Source organism: Amycolatopsis samaneae (assembly GCF_039541975.1).
In the GTDB taxonomy this organism is placed as follows: Bacteria; Actinomycetota; Actinomycetes; order Mycobacteriales; family Pseudonocardiaceae; genus Amycolatopsis; species Amycolatopsis samaneae.
Genome location: NZ_BAABHG010000034.1, coordinates 1 through 13,939 on the forward strand (window position 1 = coordinate 1; position 13,939 = coordinate 13,939).

A 13,939-nucleotide genomic window follows, 5' to 3' on the forward strand; every position below is an offset into this window, starting at 1 on the left:
ACCACGCGAACCTGCACGTCCGCGGCTATGTCGAGCACGGCACCACGACCACGCCGTTCGACATGCTCGTGCTCAACCGGATGGACCGGTTCCAGCTCGCCATCGACGTGATCGACCGCGTGCCCGGTCTGCTCGCCACCGCGGGTGCCGTCCGCCAGCGGATGACGGAGTCGCGGGAACGGCACCGGCGCTGGATACGGGAACACGGCGAAGACCTGCCGGAAATCCGCCACTGGGCCTGGGAAAGTGCCACCGGTGATCACGGTCGTCCATGAACCGTGCGCGGCTGCGGCACCGTGACCGGGCCCTTCGGCTGTCCCCCTACTCGTTCTGTCCCGGCCCGCCTTCGTGGCGGAGCCGGGTGGCGAGGACGGCGGCCTGGGTGCGGCGTTGCAGGCCGAGTTTGCCGAGGAGACGGGAAACGTAGTTCTTGACGGTCTTTTCGGAGAGGTGAAGGCGTTCGGCGATCTGGCGGTTGGTGTGGCCTTCGCCGATGAGGTCGAACACGGCGCGTTCCTGTTCGGAGAGGGCCGCGGTGGGGTCGGTCGTGTCGCGCTGGCGGCGGATGCGGTCGAGCAGCGCGGCGGTCGTGCGGCTGTCCAGCAGGGAGCCGCCGGTGGCTACGGTGCGGATGGCGGAGACGAGGTCGTGGCCGAGGACCTGCTTGAGGACGAAGCCCGCGGCGCCGGCCATGATCGCGTTGAAGAGGGCTTCGTCGTCGGCGTAGGAGGTGAGCATCAGGCAGCGCAGGCCGGGGACGATCGCGAGCAGATCGCGGCAGAGTTCGACACCGTTGCCGTCGGGCAGGCGGACGTCCAGGACGGCGACATCGCTGTTGCTGCTGGGGATGCGGGTGAGCGCTTCGGTGACGGAGGCGGCTTCGCCGGCGATCTCCAGATCCGGCTCGCTGCCGAGCAGGTCGGCCAGGCCGCGGCGGACGATTTCGTGATCATCGACCAGGAACACCCGGGTCACCATCCCACCTCCTCGGGCACGCGCTCAGCACCCTACTCCGCCCGGTGTGGGCCAGGTGGGTGAAAACAGCACGGGAATCCGCTCCCGTTCGACGTCGACCAGGGCAAAGGTCCCGCTCTCCCGGTGTCTTCCGCATCCTGTGCCCGGACACGGGGTACGCGAGGGTGGTGACACAAGCCAGGGAGCGGGTGAAGCCGATGCTGGTCGAGGAAATCATGAGTACCCCCGTGACGTGTGTCCGTCCGGAAACACTGGTGCCGAAGGCGGCCTCACTGCTTGCGCGCCATGGCATCGCGGCGATGCCGGTGCTCGTGAACGGGCGGTTGGCGGGAATGGTGAGCGAGACCGATCTCATGACGGAGCAGGCCGCCGTGCCGGGGACCACGGTAGGCGACCTGATGACGCGAGAGGTGGTCAGCGTGCGTCCCGGAACGCGGGTGTCGGAACTACCGGCCAGGTTTCTCCGCGCCGGGGTCCGCAGCTTGCCGGTCGTCTCGGACGAGGGTCAGGTGCTCGGTATGGTCGCGCGCCGGGACGTCACGCGCGCCATGGTGCACCACGACGACGCACTCGTCCGTCAGGTGCGCTACCGGCTCGAGGGATATTTCGGGTACGGCAGGCGCTGGGACGTGGCGGCCGACGGCGGAGTCGTCACCGTGGCCGGGGAGTTCCGTGACGACTCCGAGCCGCGGATGGTGCGGGCGATCGCGGAGATCGTGCCGGGGGTGAAACGCGTCCGGGCGGTGCCGCGGAACACCGCCGCACCGGCCGACGAGCGTCGCGGGTGACCGTCGTGCGGTGCCGTTGGGTCCGGAAGGACCGGGACCAACGTCCCGCGAGCTGGTGACCGGTGGCAGCAGCGTGGTGACCGGTTCGCCGCGAAGCTGGACCTCAGGCAGCACGAGCTCGGGAGCGGCGATGAAACCAGCAACGTCCATTGTGGTCGGTGAGGCGCTCGCGGCCGCGGTCATGGCTCCGTCGCCGCACAACACCCAGCCGTGGCGGTTCGCGGTCGACGGCACCCGGATCGAGGTCCGGTTGGACCGCGACCGCGTGCTGACCGTGGCCGATCCCGAGGCGCACCAGGCCAGGATGGCCTGCGGCGCGGCCGTCCTGAACCTGGCCGTTTCCCTGCGCTGCCAGGGTTTCGAGCCACGGATCCGGCTGCTGCCCGACGCCGGGGAGCCGGACCTGCTCGCGCTGGTGACCCACGACGGGAACCACCGCGTCTCCGCCGAGGACCGGGTGCTCGCCGAGGCGATCTTCCGCAGGCAGACCCACCGCCGGCCGTTCCTCGACCAGGCGGTGCCGACGCGGGTGCGTGCCCTGCTCACGAGTGCGGCGAGCCACGAGGGCGCCGCGCTGCGCGTCCTGGACACCGAATACACCCAGGTCACGACCCTGGTACGGCGCGCGGAGTTCGTGCAGGCCAACGATGACGCCTTCCGCGCCGAGTCGGCCCGGTGGACCCGTCGTCAGCTCGCCAGCCCGGACGGTGTCCCGGCCGCGGCCGCGGGCCCCCGGCCGGACCACGAGGGCGTGATCGCGCTCCGGGAATCGCACCTCGACCCCGGCCTTCCGGAGCGGCTGTACGAGCGGCAGCCCCTGCTCGCCGTCGTGCTCACCCGTGACGCGGGGGCCGCCGCGGACCTCCGCGCGGGGCAGGCGATGCAGCGGGTCCTGCTGGCCGCGACCTCGTCGCACGTGGCGGCGTCTTTTCTTTCCCAGCCGTTCGAGGTGGCTTCGACCCTGGCCAGGCTCACCGAACTGTTCCATCCGCTCGGTCACCCGCACACCCTGCTGCGCCTGGGGTACGGCTACTCGGCGGTGGCGCGGACCGGCCGTCGTCCGGTCCAGGAGGTCCTCGGCCCTGGTGCGGGAGATTCGGGAGCAGAGAGGAAGGCGAGATGACCACGATGTCCGCGGTGGCCCGGTGGTGGCGTTGGCTCTGCCCGCGCCGGGACGGTCTCGCCCGCCGGTCCGACCGGATCGAAGAGGCCCTCCTGCTCGGCGTGGTGGTGTTCGCCATGGCGGCGGTGCCGGTCGCCGCGGCGACCGGCTCGGCGAGGGCAGGTCGACGCGACGCAGGGAACCGTCGCCGGTGCCCGGGTCCCGATCTGGCTCGACCGGAACGGCGGCGCGGTGGATCCGCCGCTGACCGTGGCGGGCGCGGGTGTCACCGGCGCGGCCGCCGGAGTGGGGCTCCTCGCGATCGGCTGGGCTTCGCTGGCGGCGGTGTACGCGATCGGCCGCTGGGGTCTCGACCGGGGCCGGTACGCCCGCTGGCAGTCGGAGTGGATTCAGCGGCAGGAACGTCGGGAAAACCACTGAACGGACAGGAAGATGCCGGAGAACCGACGCACTGGTTCCGGTGCTGTGACACGGGTGCGGGAGATCATGAGCGGACAGGTACGGCGGGCGGGCTGGTCGGCGGGGGAGATCGAGGTGCTGGCGAGGGCGGTGGTCCGCGCGCCGTCGGTGCACAACATCCAGCCGTGGACCCTCGAAGTCGCCGGGGAGGACCTGCTGGTGCGGGAGCGGCGGGATCTCGTGCTTCCCGAGCACGATCCGGGCGGGCGCGACCGGCTCCTCTCGTGCGGGGCGGCGCTGGCGAACCTCGTGCTCGCCGTGCGGGTGCTGGGCAGGCGGGTGACCACGGAGACGCTCCCGGATCCGCGGCGACCGGACCTGGTGGCGGTGGTGCGCCCCGGGGCCGCGCTGCGGCCGTCCGCGACCGAACTGCACCGGTACTCGGCCATCGCGCGACGTCGCAGCTACCGGCACCGGTTCACCTCGCTGCCCGTTCCGGATCGTGTGCTGGCCGAGGTCGTGAACTCGACCGAGACGAGCCAGGTGCGGGCCCGGCACGTGCGCGGGGAGCGGGCCCTGTCGGAGGTGGCCGGGTTGCTCCTGTTCGCCGCGAAGGCGTACCAGCACGATCACGGCTATCAGCGCGAACTCGCGCTGTGGACGATCCACGACGAGTACTCCCATCGCCACGGCGCCGGGATCGCGGGTGGGTGCCTGCCCGAGTCGACGTTGCCGTGGGCGGGGCTGGTGCGGCCGCGCACCGCGCTTCCGGACCGGGAAGTGCTGCGGCGCAGGCTCGCCGGGGAGACGGTGCTGGTCTTCGTGACCCTCGACGACGCCCCCGTCGACCACCTGCACGCCGGCCTCGCCCTGCAGAACGCCTGGCTCGCGGCGGTCGACAACGGCCTCGCCGCCTCGGTACTGACCCAGCCGCTCCAACTGCCCGAGGTGCGTTCGGCACTGTGCGAGGAACTGGAGCTCGCCGGATTCCCCCAGGTGATGATGCGTATCGGACATCCCTCGGCCGATGTCGGCCAGAGCCCTCGCAGGGCCCTCGACGAAATCCTGTCCGGAAGCCGCCGATGATCGGGAGGCGTCGCGTGCCGAACCGTGCTCGAACGTACTGAAGGTAATGGTGTTTTCGTGATTCAGGGTACTTCCGGTGCGGACTTCCGGACTTTCGGAAAATATTCTCGACGTATCGTTCGGGTGTGGCCTTATCGGGAGGTGAATGGTCACACGAACGGTGGTGACGAGTCCGCGGAGGGCGCGATACAACTGGCGGGTCCCGATCCGTGTTTCGTGTGCTCATGAAAGGTTTCGTTGTGCATACAGCAAAGAGAGCGGCGACCGTGGCCGCGCTGTCCGCGCTCGTCACTCTTCCGTTCGTGTCCGTGCCCGCGGCGGCCACGATAATTTCCGATATCAACTTCGAATGCAATGTCCCCTCGGAAGGTTTCGGGGCGTGCCGGCACGACAGGACCGATGTCAGAAGAAACGAACGAGTGCGGGTGACGAATGTTTCTTCTACGGCACGGAACGTTCGCTTCCGGTTGGTCGACGCCGCGAACGGCTACCGGCTGGGCGAGACCGATCCGACGCCGGAGGGGCGGCAGGTCCTGGTCTGGCAGAACTTCACGGCCGGCACCGTGGCGGTGGAGTTCGAGGCCAATGTCCAGGGACGTGACCCGGTGCGTGTCCGGGCCAGAATCCATGTCGGCAACGACTGAGCGGTTCCGGCTGCCCTGCCGGTGACCGTGCCCGAAGGGGGCGGCGCCGGCCCGGCTGTCGTCGGCGGCCAGGTGGAAGGTCGGTGCGGACGGGGCGTCTCGGGGCCGCGCGGCCCGCCCGCACCGACGTGTTCAGGGGGCGCCCGGAGACCGGCGCTGGAGTGAGAAGTCGCGCAGGTTGTCGTCCGTGTCGGTGCTCAGGAAGTCGCGCGACATCGACGCGTCCAGCAGGGGCGGTGGCGTGCGGGCCGGGTTTCCCTCTTGGCGGCAGGTCGAGGTGAGCGGCGCCGCCCACGCCAACGCGTCGACGCGCTGGCCGGTGGGACTGACCAGCGCCAGTGCCCCTGCCTGCGAAGGAAGCAGGCCGGGGCCTTCGTCGACCGCGAACATCAGGACGTTGGTCGGGTCTTCGACGGTGCCCGAGAATCCCTGGTTCGTCGCGACGAGGAACTGCCCCGGTGAGTTGGCGGGGCTCAGCACGAGTCCCGCCGGGAGGACGATGGTCCGCAAGATCGCGCAGGTGGGCGAGAAGAATTTCAGCTGAAAGGTGGAGAGATCCTGCGGAACGGTGCTGATGTTGCGCAGTTCCAGAAACTCGTCGAGCTCGCCGCCGGGGCCCCGGGTGGACACCTCGTTGATCACCACGGTGGTCGAGACCCGGGGCGCGGCCACGGCGGCCGGTGCGACGGTGAAAGCGGCGAGCGTGGCGAGAACTCCGGCGGCGCCCTTTCGCATGATGACTCCGATTCCCGTCGTGACTGCCTCGATTTCCATGCTGCGGCAAGGAATGCCCGGCTCGCAAGGGGCCAATGCGACCGCACTGACGGAGACCGGACTGTCCACAGTGTCCTGTCGCGGCACGTGCAGCCGGTGTCGATGGTCAGCGCGTTCCCGGCCCACCTCGGACCAGCGCCGAGCGCTGACCATGACGATATGCGGTCGAGGTGGGCGGATACGCTGTCGGTCATGTCAGTCGAACTGGGGTTTCGATGCTCGTGTTGCGGGCGACAACACGATGAGCTTCCTTTCGCCTACGGCGCGCTTGCGCCCGCGTACTGGCAGGACGGTTGCGAGGGCGATCCTGACAGTGTTCTTGGTGATGAGCAGTGCGTGATCGGCGGGGAGCACTTTTTCGTCCGTGCGCGTCTGCTCCTGCCGGTGACGGACGCCGCGGAGGAGTTCGAGTGGGGCGTGTGGGTGTCGCTCAGCGAGCCCAGCTTCGACCGGATGACCCAGTTGTGGACCGATCCACGACGGACGAGCGAGCCGCCCTGCTTTGGCTGGTTGTCCACCGAGTTGCCGCTCTACGAACCGACGACGCTGAACTTGAAGACCAGGGTGCACAGCCAGCCGGTAGGCACCCGCCCCACCGTCGAGTTGGAGCCGACGGACCATCCATTGGCAGTCGAACAACGAACCGGTATCACCGTGGCCCGGGTGCGAGACATCGCCGAACGCCTGCTGCATCCCGGAGGCCCGGCGTCGTCGTGACGGCGAGGAGGTAGCGACGCCGCGACGGCGAAGGCTGATCTCGGCAAGTGCCGCCACAGCCCGCAAAGGTGTTGCGGCTAGCCTGGCCTGGTGGGGCGACTGGTGCTTGGCGCGATGATCGTCAGTGCCACCGTGTTCGCGGTGTGGTATCCGAGGAGACTGCCCGACACGCCGTTGCGGGGCAGGGGAAACCCGGCCTGCTGGTTGCTCGTCGTCATCGTGCTGATCTACCTCAACCAGGTGCTGTTCACCGTCTACGTGTACCGCGTGCACCACGGGGACGCCGGCTTCATCAGCCGCTACGTCCCGCCCGGCTGGTTCGACCTGGCCGACCTCGGTCCGATCCCCGGCTGGTTCCCCGATCCCGGCCTGCTGTCGGTGTGCCTGTTCCGGGTCTCGTCGTTCCTGGAGTTGCCGTTCGTCATCTTCGGCTACCTGACGGTGTGCCGCTGGCTGGACGCCGGGGCCTACCGACGCGCCGTGCGCCTGGTCTGGCCCGCCTCGATCGCCTACACGATCACGTTCTGCCTCATCGAGTGGGAACTGCGCAATCCCTGGACCACCGTGCAGGATCTGCTGATCCGCGCGGCCTCGGGAATCGTGGTCCCGCTGTGGGTGTCCCGGTTCGCCGGCGACACCGGCGGGCGGACCCGGTCACTGCCGGATCTGCTGCTGTTCCTCGTCTCGGCCGGCGCGCTGGGCTGGCTCGTGCTGGCCGTCTACGACAGCGCCCTGCTGTACAACCTCGGCCACGTACCCGCGGTCCTGCCGGGTGCCGCGATCGCCACGGCGGTACTCGTACTGGCCCGGGTGCTCGCCCGGCGGGTCCGGGACGGCCCCTGCGGTTCGGGGCTGGCCGCGCTGATCCGCTCGGCCGAGTGGCTGGCCGTGGTGTTCTTCGTACCGGCGCTGGCCATTCGGTACGGACTGAACTTCGGCCTTCCGGCACTGGCCGTCGTCGCCGGCGTAACGGTCGTCGTGGCGGCGCTCGCCCTCGGCATCCTCCGCGCACCAGGACGCGCGCCGCTCGGCGAACTGGCCGCCGCGCTGCTCGCCGGCGTCGCGCTCGCCGGTCCGGCGTACCTCCTGGCAAGCGGCTACCCGGAGGCACGGCTGCTCGCCGCGGTCATGGCCTTCTTGGCCGGGGTGATCACCGTGTGTGCCTTCGCGGACCGGCGGGTCGCCCGGGGTGCGCGACTCGACCGGTGAGCGCGAGCGACCTCGTCACCGGCACCAGAGCCGAGCCCGCGTAACCCGCTCCCGTACCTCCTGACGGAGGGGCCGACAGCGGTCTCCTCGGAGACGCCGGCCCCTCGGGGCCGGCGCGGCGTGAAGGAGTAACCGCATGTCAGGCAGAACTTGGGGGCCCCGGTCCCGGACCACCCGCCGAACGGCCCGTCTCGCCGGGTTCGCCGGGGTGGTGGCGTTGTCGGTGACCGGGGGCGGCGTGGCCGCCGCGCCGTCCGCGGAGGCGGCCACGCCGCACTACACGCTGACGGTCGCCCCGGACGCGGTGCAGCGGTTCACCGGGATCAACGACAACGGCGACATCATCGGTATCGGCCTCAGCGGGTCGCAGGCGGGTTTCGTCATCAAGGCGGGCACGACCACACCGGTGTTCCTCTCCACTGCGGCCGATCCGGGCAACGCGCACCAGTTCACCGACGCGCACGCGATCAACGGCCAGGGCATGGTGGTGGGGGACATCTTCCCGGCGGGCGGCCCGGACATTCTCCGCGCCGCCCGCTGGCCGAGCCCCGGCGCCACCGGCGTCGACCTCGGGGTGGACCCGGCCCAGCCGTTCTTCGACGTGGAGGCCACCGGGATCAACGACAGCGGCCTGATCGCCGGCCGGACCGTCGATCCCGCCGGCAAGGTCACCGCCTGGACGGTCAACGGGTCCACGATCACCCGGCTCCCGTTCCTGCCCGGTGGGGCGCAGGCACGGGCCCGCGCGGTCAACAACGCCGGGCTGGTGGTGGGCGGATCCGCCGTCTCGGCGTCGGTGGTGTCCGCGGCCGCGTGGCAGCACGGCCGGGTCCGTGACCTCGGCGTGCTGCCCGGCGGGAACTTCGCCGAAGCCGTCGCCGTCAACTCCGCCGGGGTCGCCGTGGGCGTCTCCAACAACACCCCCAGCGGCGAAGGCGTTTCCCAGCGCGCGGTCAGGTTTTCCGGCGGGACGGTCACCGACCTGAACATCCCGGGCACCGGCCCGATCGCCAACTCCACCGCCAACGACATCAACGACAGCGGTGTGATCGTCGGCGCGCTGCCCAGCGGCGGAGCCTACGTCTACCGCGACGGAACGGCGACCGACCTGAACACCCTCGTCCCGGCGGGTACCGGTTTCCACATCACCAACGCCACCGCCATCAACAACAAGGGCGCGATCGTCGGTACCGCGCAGAAGGGCTTCGGCGGACGCACCTTCGGCGTCCTGCTCACCCCCGCCCCCTGATCGGTGCCGGTGACGAGGACCGCTCGCCCGCACCGCGGCGGTTTGTCCACTCAGGACAGTGCGTGCGGTCCAGCCGCCGAACAGTTCCCATCCCGGCTGTCGCGGCCGGTACTCGCGGAGACCTCGTCAGGGGTGCCTGAGATCATGGAGGCATGCCGGAGTATCCGCCCGTGTCGTCGAAGTCGTGGCCGTTCGCCGCGCCCGGTGTCACCGACTGGCTGCGGGAGCTGTGCGGTGACGGGCTGACCGGGTTCATGCCGCCGGCGATGCCCGACGCGGCGTGGGTGCTCAACGCCATGTACGAGCACGAGCGAGGGCCGGCGGAGACGTCCTATCACGAGTACCACCAGGCGCGTCTGGCGGACGGAAGCGTCACACCTCACCTCGTCGGGGGCATCGATCTCGACGCCGCCGGCGTGACCACGGGAGGCGGGCTGGGGCGCGCCGAGCACCCCGGCCCCGGGTGGCGGCGCCTGCGCTGGGCGGAACTCGCCCGGCGCACCGGCGACCCGGTGGTTCCCGAGGGGCTGCTGCCCTCGTACCGGTGCTTTCCCTCGGTCAGGAAGGAGGGCAGCTGGCCACTCGGTATCGTCCCGCCCACCGAGGGAAGCCTGGACCGCGAGACCTGGACACGGCTGCTCGACGTCCTCACCGAACACGGTCCCGCGGGCCCGGACACTCGCTGCCTGGCCTATTACAGCCCGCTGACGCTCGGGGCCACCGACTTCGAGAACCTCCATGTGCGGGCGGGGAAACTCGTCGACGCCGAGGTCCTGTACGACGATCCCGAGATCGACTTCAGCCCGTCCAACCTGTGGGCCGAGGACCGGTCATGGTGCCTGTGCACCGACTACGACCTGTGGGCGACCAAGGTCGTGGGCTCCCCGGCGCTGGTCGAGGCGCTGGTGAACGACCCCGAGATCGAAGCGGTGCGGCTGCCCTGGGGCGCCTGAGGGCCCGGACGCGAACTTTCCAGGGTTCGTCAGTTCAGGGGCAGCTCCGCCATGGCGCTCGCCAGCTGCCCGGCGGTGTCCCCGGCGGCCCATACGTGCCCGTCCGGGCGCATCAACACGGCCGCCGTGGACCAGGGCAGCTCGGTTTCGTACAGCTGGAGGTCCGCGCTCGTGGCCAGATCCTTCACCGCCGGGTCGGCTTCCTGGGCCAGCAGCACCGGGCGGCCCTCACGCAACAGGCGCAGTTGCTCGCGGGTGGCCGGGAGGCGCAGGCCCGCCAGGGGATGGGTGCCCGGATAACGCACGTCGAGCGCGGTCACCGTGTTGGCCAGCGCGGTCGCCACGTCGGGATGGGCGCGTACCAGGTCCGCCATGAACCGCCGCAGGGACCGGCCCTCCTCGCTGGTGGCGGTGATCAGGGCGGTCTGGGCCTTGGTGTGTTCGCCCAGTGCCACGCCGACGGGGTGACGTTCGGAGTGGTAGGTGTCGAGCAGGGCCTTCCCCGCCCGGCCACGCTGGACCGCGGCCAGCTTCCAGCCCAGGTTCATCGCGTCCTGCAGGCCCACGTTCAGCCCGACGCCGCCCGCCGGGAAGTGCCTGTGCGCGGCGTCGCCCGCCAGGAACACCCGGCCCTTCCGGTACTCCGCCGCGAGCCGGGTGGCGTTGCCGAAGCGGGACAGCCACACCGGGGAGTGCGGGCCGAAGTCCGTGCCCGCGATCCGTTTCGCCGTCTCCCGCAGGGATTCCAGGGTCGGGGTGAGGGCTGACGGGGCGTACCCGGTGACGCGGTGACGCCCGCCGGGGATCGGGGCCACGATCAGCGCGCCGTGTTCGTTGTGCCAGAAGCCCGGCCGTTCCGGCGGGTCGGTCAGCTCGACGTCGCCGAGGAAGCCGTAGACGGTCGAGTCGGTACCGGGAAAGTCGATCCCCGCCGCCTGGCGCACGATGCTGCCCGCGCCGTCCGCCCCGACCACATGGTCCGCGGTGATCCCGTACTCGCCGTCCGGCCCGGTGACCCGTAGCGTCACGCCCCGTTCGTCCTGGCTCAGCCCGGAAACGCGGTGGCCCCGCCGGATCAGCACCCCGAGGGCCAGTGCGTGCTGTTCGAGCAGTTCCTCGGTGCGCAGCTGTGGGTGCACGAGCTGGAACGGGAACGGCGTGGCCAGCCCTCGGAAGTCCAGGGGAGCGGGCAGCATGCCGAAGTGCCCGTCCGGCACGGGCAGCCCGCCGTCGAGGAAGGCCTGTTCCTGCCCGCGCATCGCCAGTACCTCGATCGTGCGCGGGTGGACGGCCAGCGCCTTCGAGTGCGGGCTGCGCTGCTCGGCCCGTTCCAGGACCAGCGGTCGCCCGCCGCCCAGGGCCAGCTCCGCCGCCGTCCACAGCCCGACCGGGCCCGCGCCGACCACGATGGTGTCGTGTGTGTTCACAGTTCTCACTCTCCGTTGAATCAAGGTTTGACGATCTGAAACAGGCAAGACATGGATGGGTCCGGGCGTTACATACTGGTAGTGCGGTTGCACCCGGATGAGAGGTAATCGAGATGGCGGCAGCGCGGCAGATCGCAGGTCCGTGTCAGGCGTGGCCGGAGGACAGCGCTTTCATCCGGGAGGTGCTCGACCGCATCGGTGACAAGTGGACGGTGCTGACCATCGGCACCCTGAGCGCGGGCTCACTGCGCTACTCCGACCTGCAGGCGAGCATCCCGGGGATCTCCCAGCGGATGCTGACCCAGACGCTCAAGCATCTCGAGCGCGACGGCCTGCTCACCCGGACCGCGTATGCCGAGGTTCCGCCACGAGTGGAGTACGAGCTGACGGATCTGGGGCGGTCCCTGGTGGACGCGGTGACGGCGATGGTCGGCTGGGCGGCCGCCCACCACGGTGAGATCGCCGGCAACCGGGCGGCCAGCGAACTGGCCGGAGTCGGCCGAGCCAGGGCCGCGATCAGCGCGTCGGCGGACTGAACCATCTTCCTCACCTCACTGGTAGTGCGTAACACCATCATGAGTGAGTAATGGAGGGCTTACAAAAGGCACTTTCAAGTGCGTGGGCACTGCCCCGCCGCCGGCGCGGGATTCGCTCTTCTTTTCCTGGCCCGCATTCCGATCAGCGGGAGCCGTCCCGATGATCGGAATCCGGAGCGGTGTCCTTGAGGCTTTCTCGCGTCGATCTCGTGACACGGGGCGGGCGCGGATGGTTCCATCTGTTAGGAAGTTTTCCTAACGAACGGAGGTCGCCCGGTCATGTCATCTCCCCGAAGGCGCTTCGCGGTGGTGGGCGCCGCTCTGGCGCTCGCCGCGCCACTCGCCGTCAAGTCCGCTGACGCCGCCACGACGAACACCGACACCGCGGCCGCCCCGTCGTACACGGCCGCCCAGGTGCTGGCCGGTGTCAAGAAGAACAGCACGGACGCGAACAAGGTCAACAGCAAACCGCACATCAACACCATGACGCGGGCCAAGAACGTGAACGTGTACCAGGTGGCGAAGGGCGTCTACGCCTACGGTTCCGGCTTGGCGGTCGACACCGACGGCAGCGACCCCGACCCCGATCCCGACCACCAGGGCACCACCACGTTCAAGGACAGCGACGGCAAATCCCTTGGCGCGCACCGCGTGCCGTTCTACGTGCTCGGGGATGACTGCTACGACAAGAAGAACCCCTGCCCGCACTTCTTCTACAAGGAGCACGGCATCAAGGGCAGGCAGTTCGCGCTGATGTTCTACAAGAGCAAGGTCATCGGCGCGATCTTCGGCGACACACAGACCGCGAACGACCAGGACACCTCGGAAAACGACTCCCGCGAACTGGGCGAAGCGTCGGTGAAGGCGGCCTCGCTGCTCGGCATCAACAGCAGCGGTACCGAAGGTGGCGTCGACAACGGCGTGACCGTGGTGATCTTCTCCGGCTCGGACTGGGTCGTCAACGGCACCAACTCGAACCTGAACTCCAAGACCCAGGCCATGGTCACCAAGGCGCTGGACAGCCTCGGCTCGAGCATGCATCTCTGAGCCCGCACCGGATCCGCGCGGAACGCGATCACCACTTCGGACGCCGACGGCGAAGAGGTGGTGATCGCGTTCGAGGGTGTCCGGTTCCTACCTCGACGAATTACGGATAGGCCCAAGCTTGTCCGGCCCGGCTGGAGTCGCACTTCTCAAGCTGTGGGCCGAGTACGACGCCCTGGACGTCGAACATGGCCAGGCATGCCCTGGACCAGTTGTTGTTGCTGAGGCTGTACTGGTCAAGGTGCCACCAGGTCTGGGTCGAGTGGAAGTCCGTCTGTTCCACGCACGGATTGGTGCGAGGCCTGGTGTCCGAGTAATTGGGGTAGTCCAGGCATTGGCCATTCGCCACGTTGACGTGCCCCATTTGGTTGCTGTTCCCGTGTTGCCACTGCTGGTGGGGTTTCCCGTCGCACGGCGCGGCGGAAACCGGGTACCCGGCCTCATGGGTATCCCATGCTTGCAGGCAAAGGTTGTACTTCCAGTTCCTGATCTGGTAGGTCACCGAGCTCACGGCGGACCGAGAGGTCGTCGTGGGGGAGCTCGTCCCGGCGAATGCCGGTGTGGTCAGGGAACTGCCGAACAGTATGGCGAACAAGAGCGCCAGCAGAGGTCTCGCCACTCTGGAATGTCGATTCGTTCTCATTGTCACCGGCTGAGCTGTAGTCACAGTGGTTCCTCCAGTGAAATACGTGCTCGTCATAGGACGTAGTGCAGGGGCCCCAGTTGTGCGCGCAACCGAAGTCGATCACGCGCCACACGCAACGATCTCGTAGGCCAATGCGACGGTAAACAGTTGATGATTGTCTTCATGTGCCCGTCATCGGGGGTTCATCGGCGCAGTGGCGGAATCGCGGATCGGTCCGCCCCGTGACGGATCAGAGGGTGAGGATGAGCTTCCCCCTGTTCGCCGGACACGGCGGGTGTGGGGTCAGGCGGTCACGTTGGGTGGCGTGTGGAGGGCCTCAAACGTGACCGGGGCGTGCATCCCGATGCTGGAATGACGCCGTTTGGGGTT

General features: G+C 69.3%; 16 protein-coding genes. 12 read left to right on the top strand and 4 right to left on the bottom strand.

Going from position 1 to position 13,939, the window contains the following annotated elements:
* The coding region (locus ABD987_RS44220) for a phosphoketolase family protein (RefSeq protein ID WP_486303893.1) at nt 1–275 on the top strand (275 nt) is incomplete at its 5' end.
* Nucleotides 276–321: 46 nt separating this feature from the next.
* Here the strand turns inward: ABD987_RS44220 and ABD987_RS44225 are convergent.
* A complete protein-coding gene (locus ABD987_RS44225; RefSeq protein WP_345408998.1) occupies nt 322–978 on the bottom strand; it encodes a response regulator in 657 nt (218 codons plus the stop codon).
* 212 nt (nt 979–1,190) lie between these two features.
* Here ABD987_RS44225 and ABD987_RS44230 point away from each other — a divergent pair, with 212 nt between their 5' ends.
* The 5 genes from ABD987_RS44230 (at nt 1,191) to ABD987_RS44250 (ending at nt 5,015) form a co-directional block, all read left to right on the top strand.
* Entirely contained in the window at nt 1,191–1,763 is a 573-nt protein-coding gene (locus tag ABD987_RS44230) for a CBS domain-containing protein (protein ID WP_345409000.1), read from the top strand.
* A 130-nt stretch (nt 1,764–1,893) separates the two neighbouring features.
* Nucleotides 1,894–2,886, top strand: a complete 993-nt coding sequence (locus ABD987_RS44235; protein WP_345409002.1) for an Acg family FMN-binding oxidoreductase — start codon at nt 1,894–1,896, stop codon at nt 2,884–2,886.
* A 231-nt stretch (nt 2,887–3,117) separates the two neighbouring features.
* Nucleotides 3,118–3,306, top strand: coding sequence for a hypothetical protein (locus ABD987_RS44240; RefSeq protein WP_345409004.1), 189 nt, complete (start codon nt 3,118–3,120; stop codon nt 3,304–3,306).
* A gap of 66 nt (nt 3,307–3,372) precedes the next feature.
* A complete protein-coding gene (locus tag ABD987_RS44245) occupies nt 3,373–4,371 on the top strand; it encodes an Acg family FMN-binding oxidoreductase (protein WP_345409006.1) in 999 nt (332 codons plus the stop codon).
* Between the two features lie 224 nt (nt 4,372–4,595).
* A complete protein-coding gene (locus ABD987_RS44250) occupies nt 4,596–5,015 on the top strand; it encodes a hypothetical protein (RefSeq protein WP_345409008.1) in 420 nt (139 codons plus the stop codon).
* Nucleotides 5,016–5,147: 132 nt separating this feature from the next.
* Here ABD987_RS44250 and ABD987_RS44255 read toward each other — a convergent pair whose 3' ends face one another.
* A complete protein-coding gene (locus ABD987_RS44255; protein WP_345409010.1) occupies nt 5,148–5,750 on the bottom strand; it encodes a lamin tail domain-containing protein in 603 nt (200 codons plus the stop codon).
* Between the two features lie 231 nt (nt 5,751–5,981).
* On the opposite strand from ABD987_RS44255, the gene ABD987_RS44260 reads away from it, so the two are divergent.
* From ABD987_RS44260 to ABD987_RS44275, 4 genes are all read left to right on the top strand, one after another.
* A complete protein-coding gene (locus ABD987_RS44260; protein ID WP_345409012.1) occupies nt 5,982–6,506 on the top strand; it encodes a DUF2199 domain-containing protein in 525 nt (174 codons plus the stop codon).
* Between the two features lie 90 nt (nt 6,507–6,596).
* Nucleotides 6,597–7,715 (top strand): hypothetical protein, encoded by a 1,119-nt coding sequence (locus ABD987_RS44265; protein ID WP_345409014.1) that lies wholly within the window; start codon nt 6,597–6,599, stop codon nt 7,713–7,715.
* A gap of 136 nt (nt 7,716–7,851) precedes the next feature.
* Nucleotides 7,852–8,964 (top strand): hypothetical protein, encoded by a 1,113-nt coding sequence (locus ABD987_RS44270; RefSeq protein WP_345409016.1) that lies wholly within the window; start codon nt 7,852–7,854, stop codon nt 8,962–8,964.
* A gap of 152 nt (nt 8,965–9,116) precedes the next feature.
* Nucleotides 9,117–9,917, top strand: a complete 801-nt coding sequence (locus ABD987_RS44275) for a hypothetical protein (RefSeq protein WP_345409018.1) — start codon at nt 9,117–9,119, stop codon at nt 9,915–9,917.
* Between the two features lie 29 nt (nt 9,918–9,946).
* Here the strand turns inward: ABD987_RS44275 and ABD987_RS44280 are convergent, their stop codons facing one another.
* Nucleotides 9,947–11,344 (bottom strand): FAD-dependent oxidoreductase, encoded by a 1,398-nt coding sequence (locus ABD987_RS44280; RefSeq protein WP_345409020.1) that lies wholly within the window; start codon nt 11,342–11,344, stop codon nt 9,947–9,949.
* 113 nt (nt 11,345–11,457) lie between these two features.
* Between ABD987_RS44280 and ABD987_RS44285 the strand changes: the two genes are divergently transcribed.
* Nucleotides 11,458–11,880 carry a winged helix-turn-helix transcriptional regulator gene (locus ABD987_RS44285; protein WP_345409022.1) on the top strand — a complete coding sequence of 141 codons (423 nt, stop codon included), beginning with the start codon at nt 11,458–11,460 and terminating at the stop codon, nt 11,878–11,880.
* Between the two features lie 279 nt (nt 11,881–12,159).
* A complete protein-coding gene (locus tag ABD987_RS44290; protein ID WP_345409024.1) occupies nt 12,160–12,927 on the top strand; it encodes a glycoside hydrolase family 75 protein in 768 nt (255 codons plus the stop codon).
* Between the two features lie 100 nt (nt 12,928–13,027).
* On the opposite strand, the gene ABD987_RS44295 is transcribed toward ABD987_RS44290, so the two are convergent.
* On the bottom strand, nt 13,028–13,426 hold the full coding sequence (locus ABD987_RS44295) for a ricin-type beta-trefoil lectin domain protein (protein ID WP_345409026.1): 399 nt from the start codon (nt 13,424–13,426) through the stop codon (nt 13,028–13,030).
* Between the last annotated feature and the right edge of the window lie 513 nt (nt 13,427–13,939).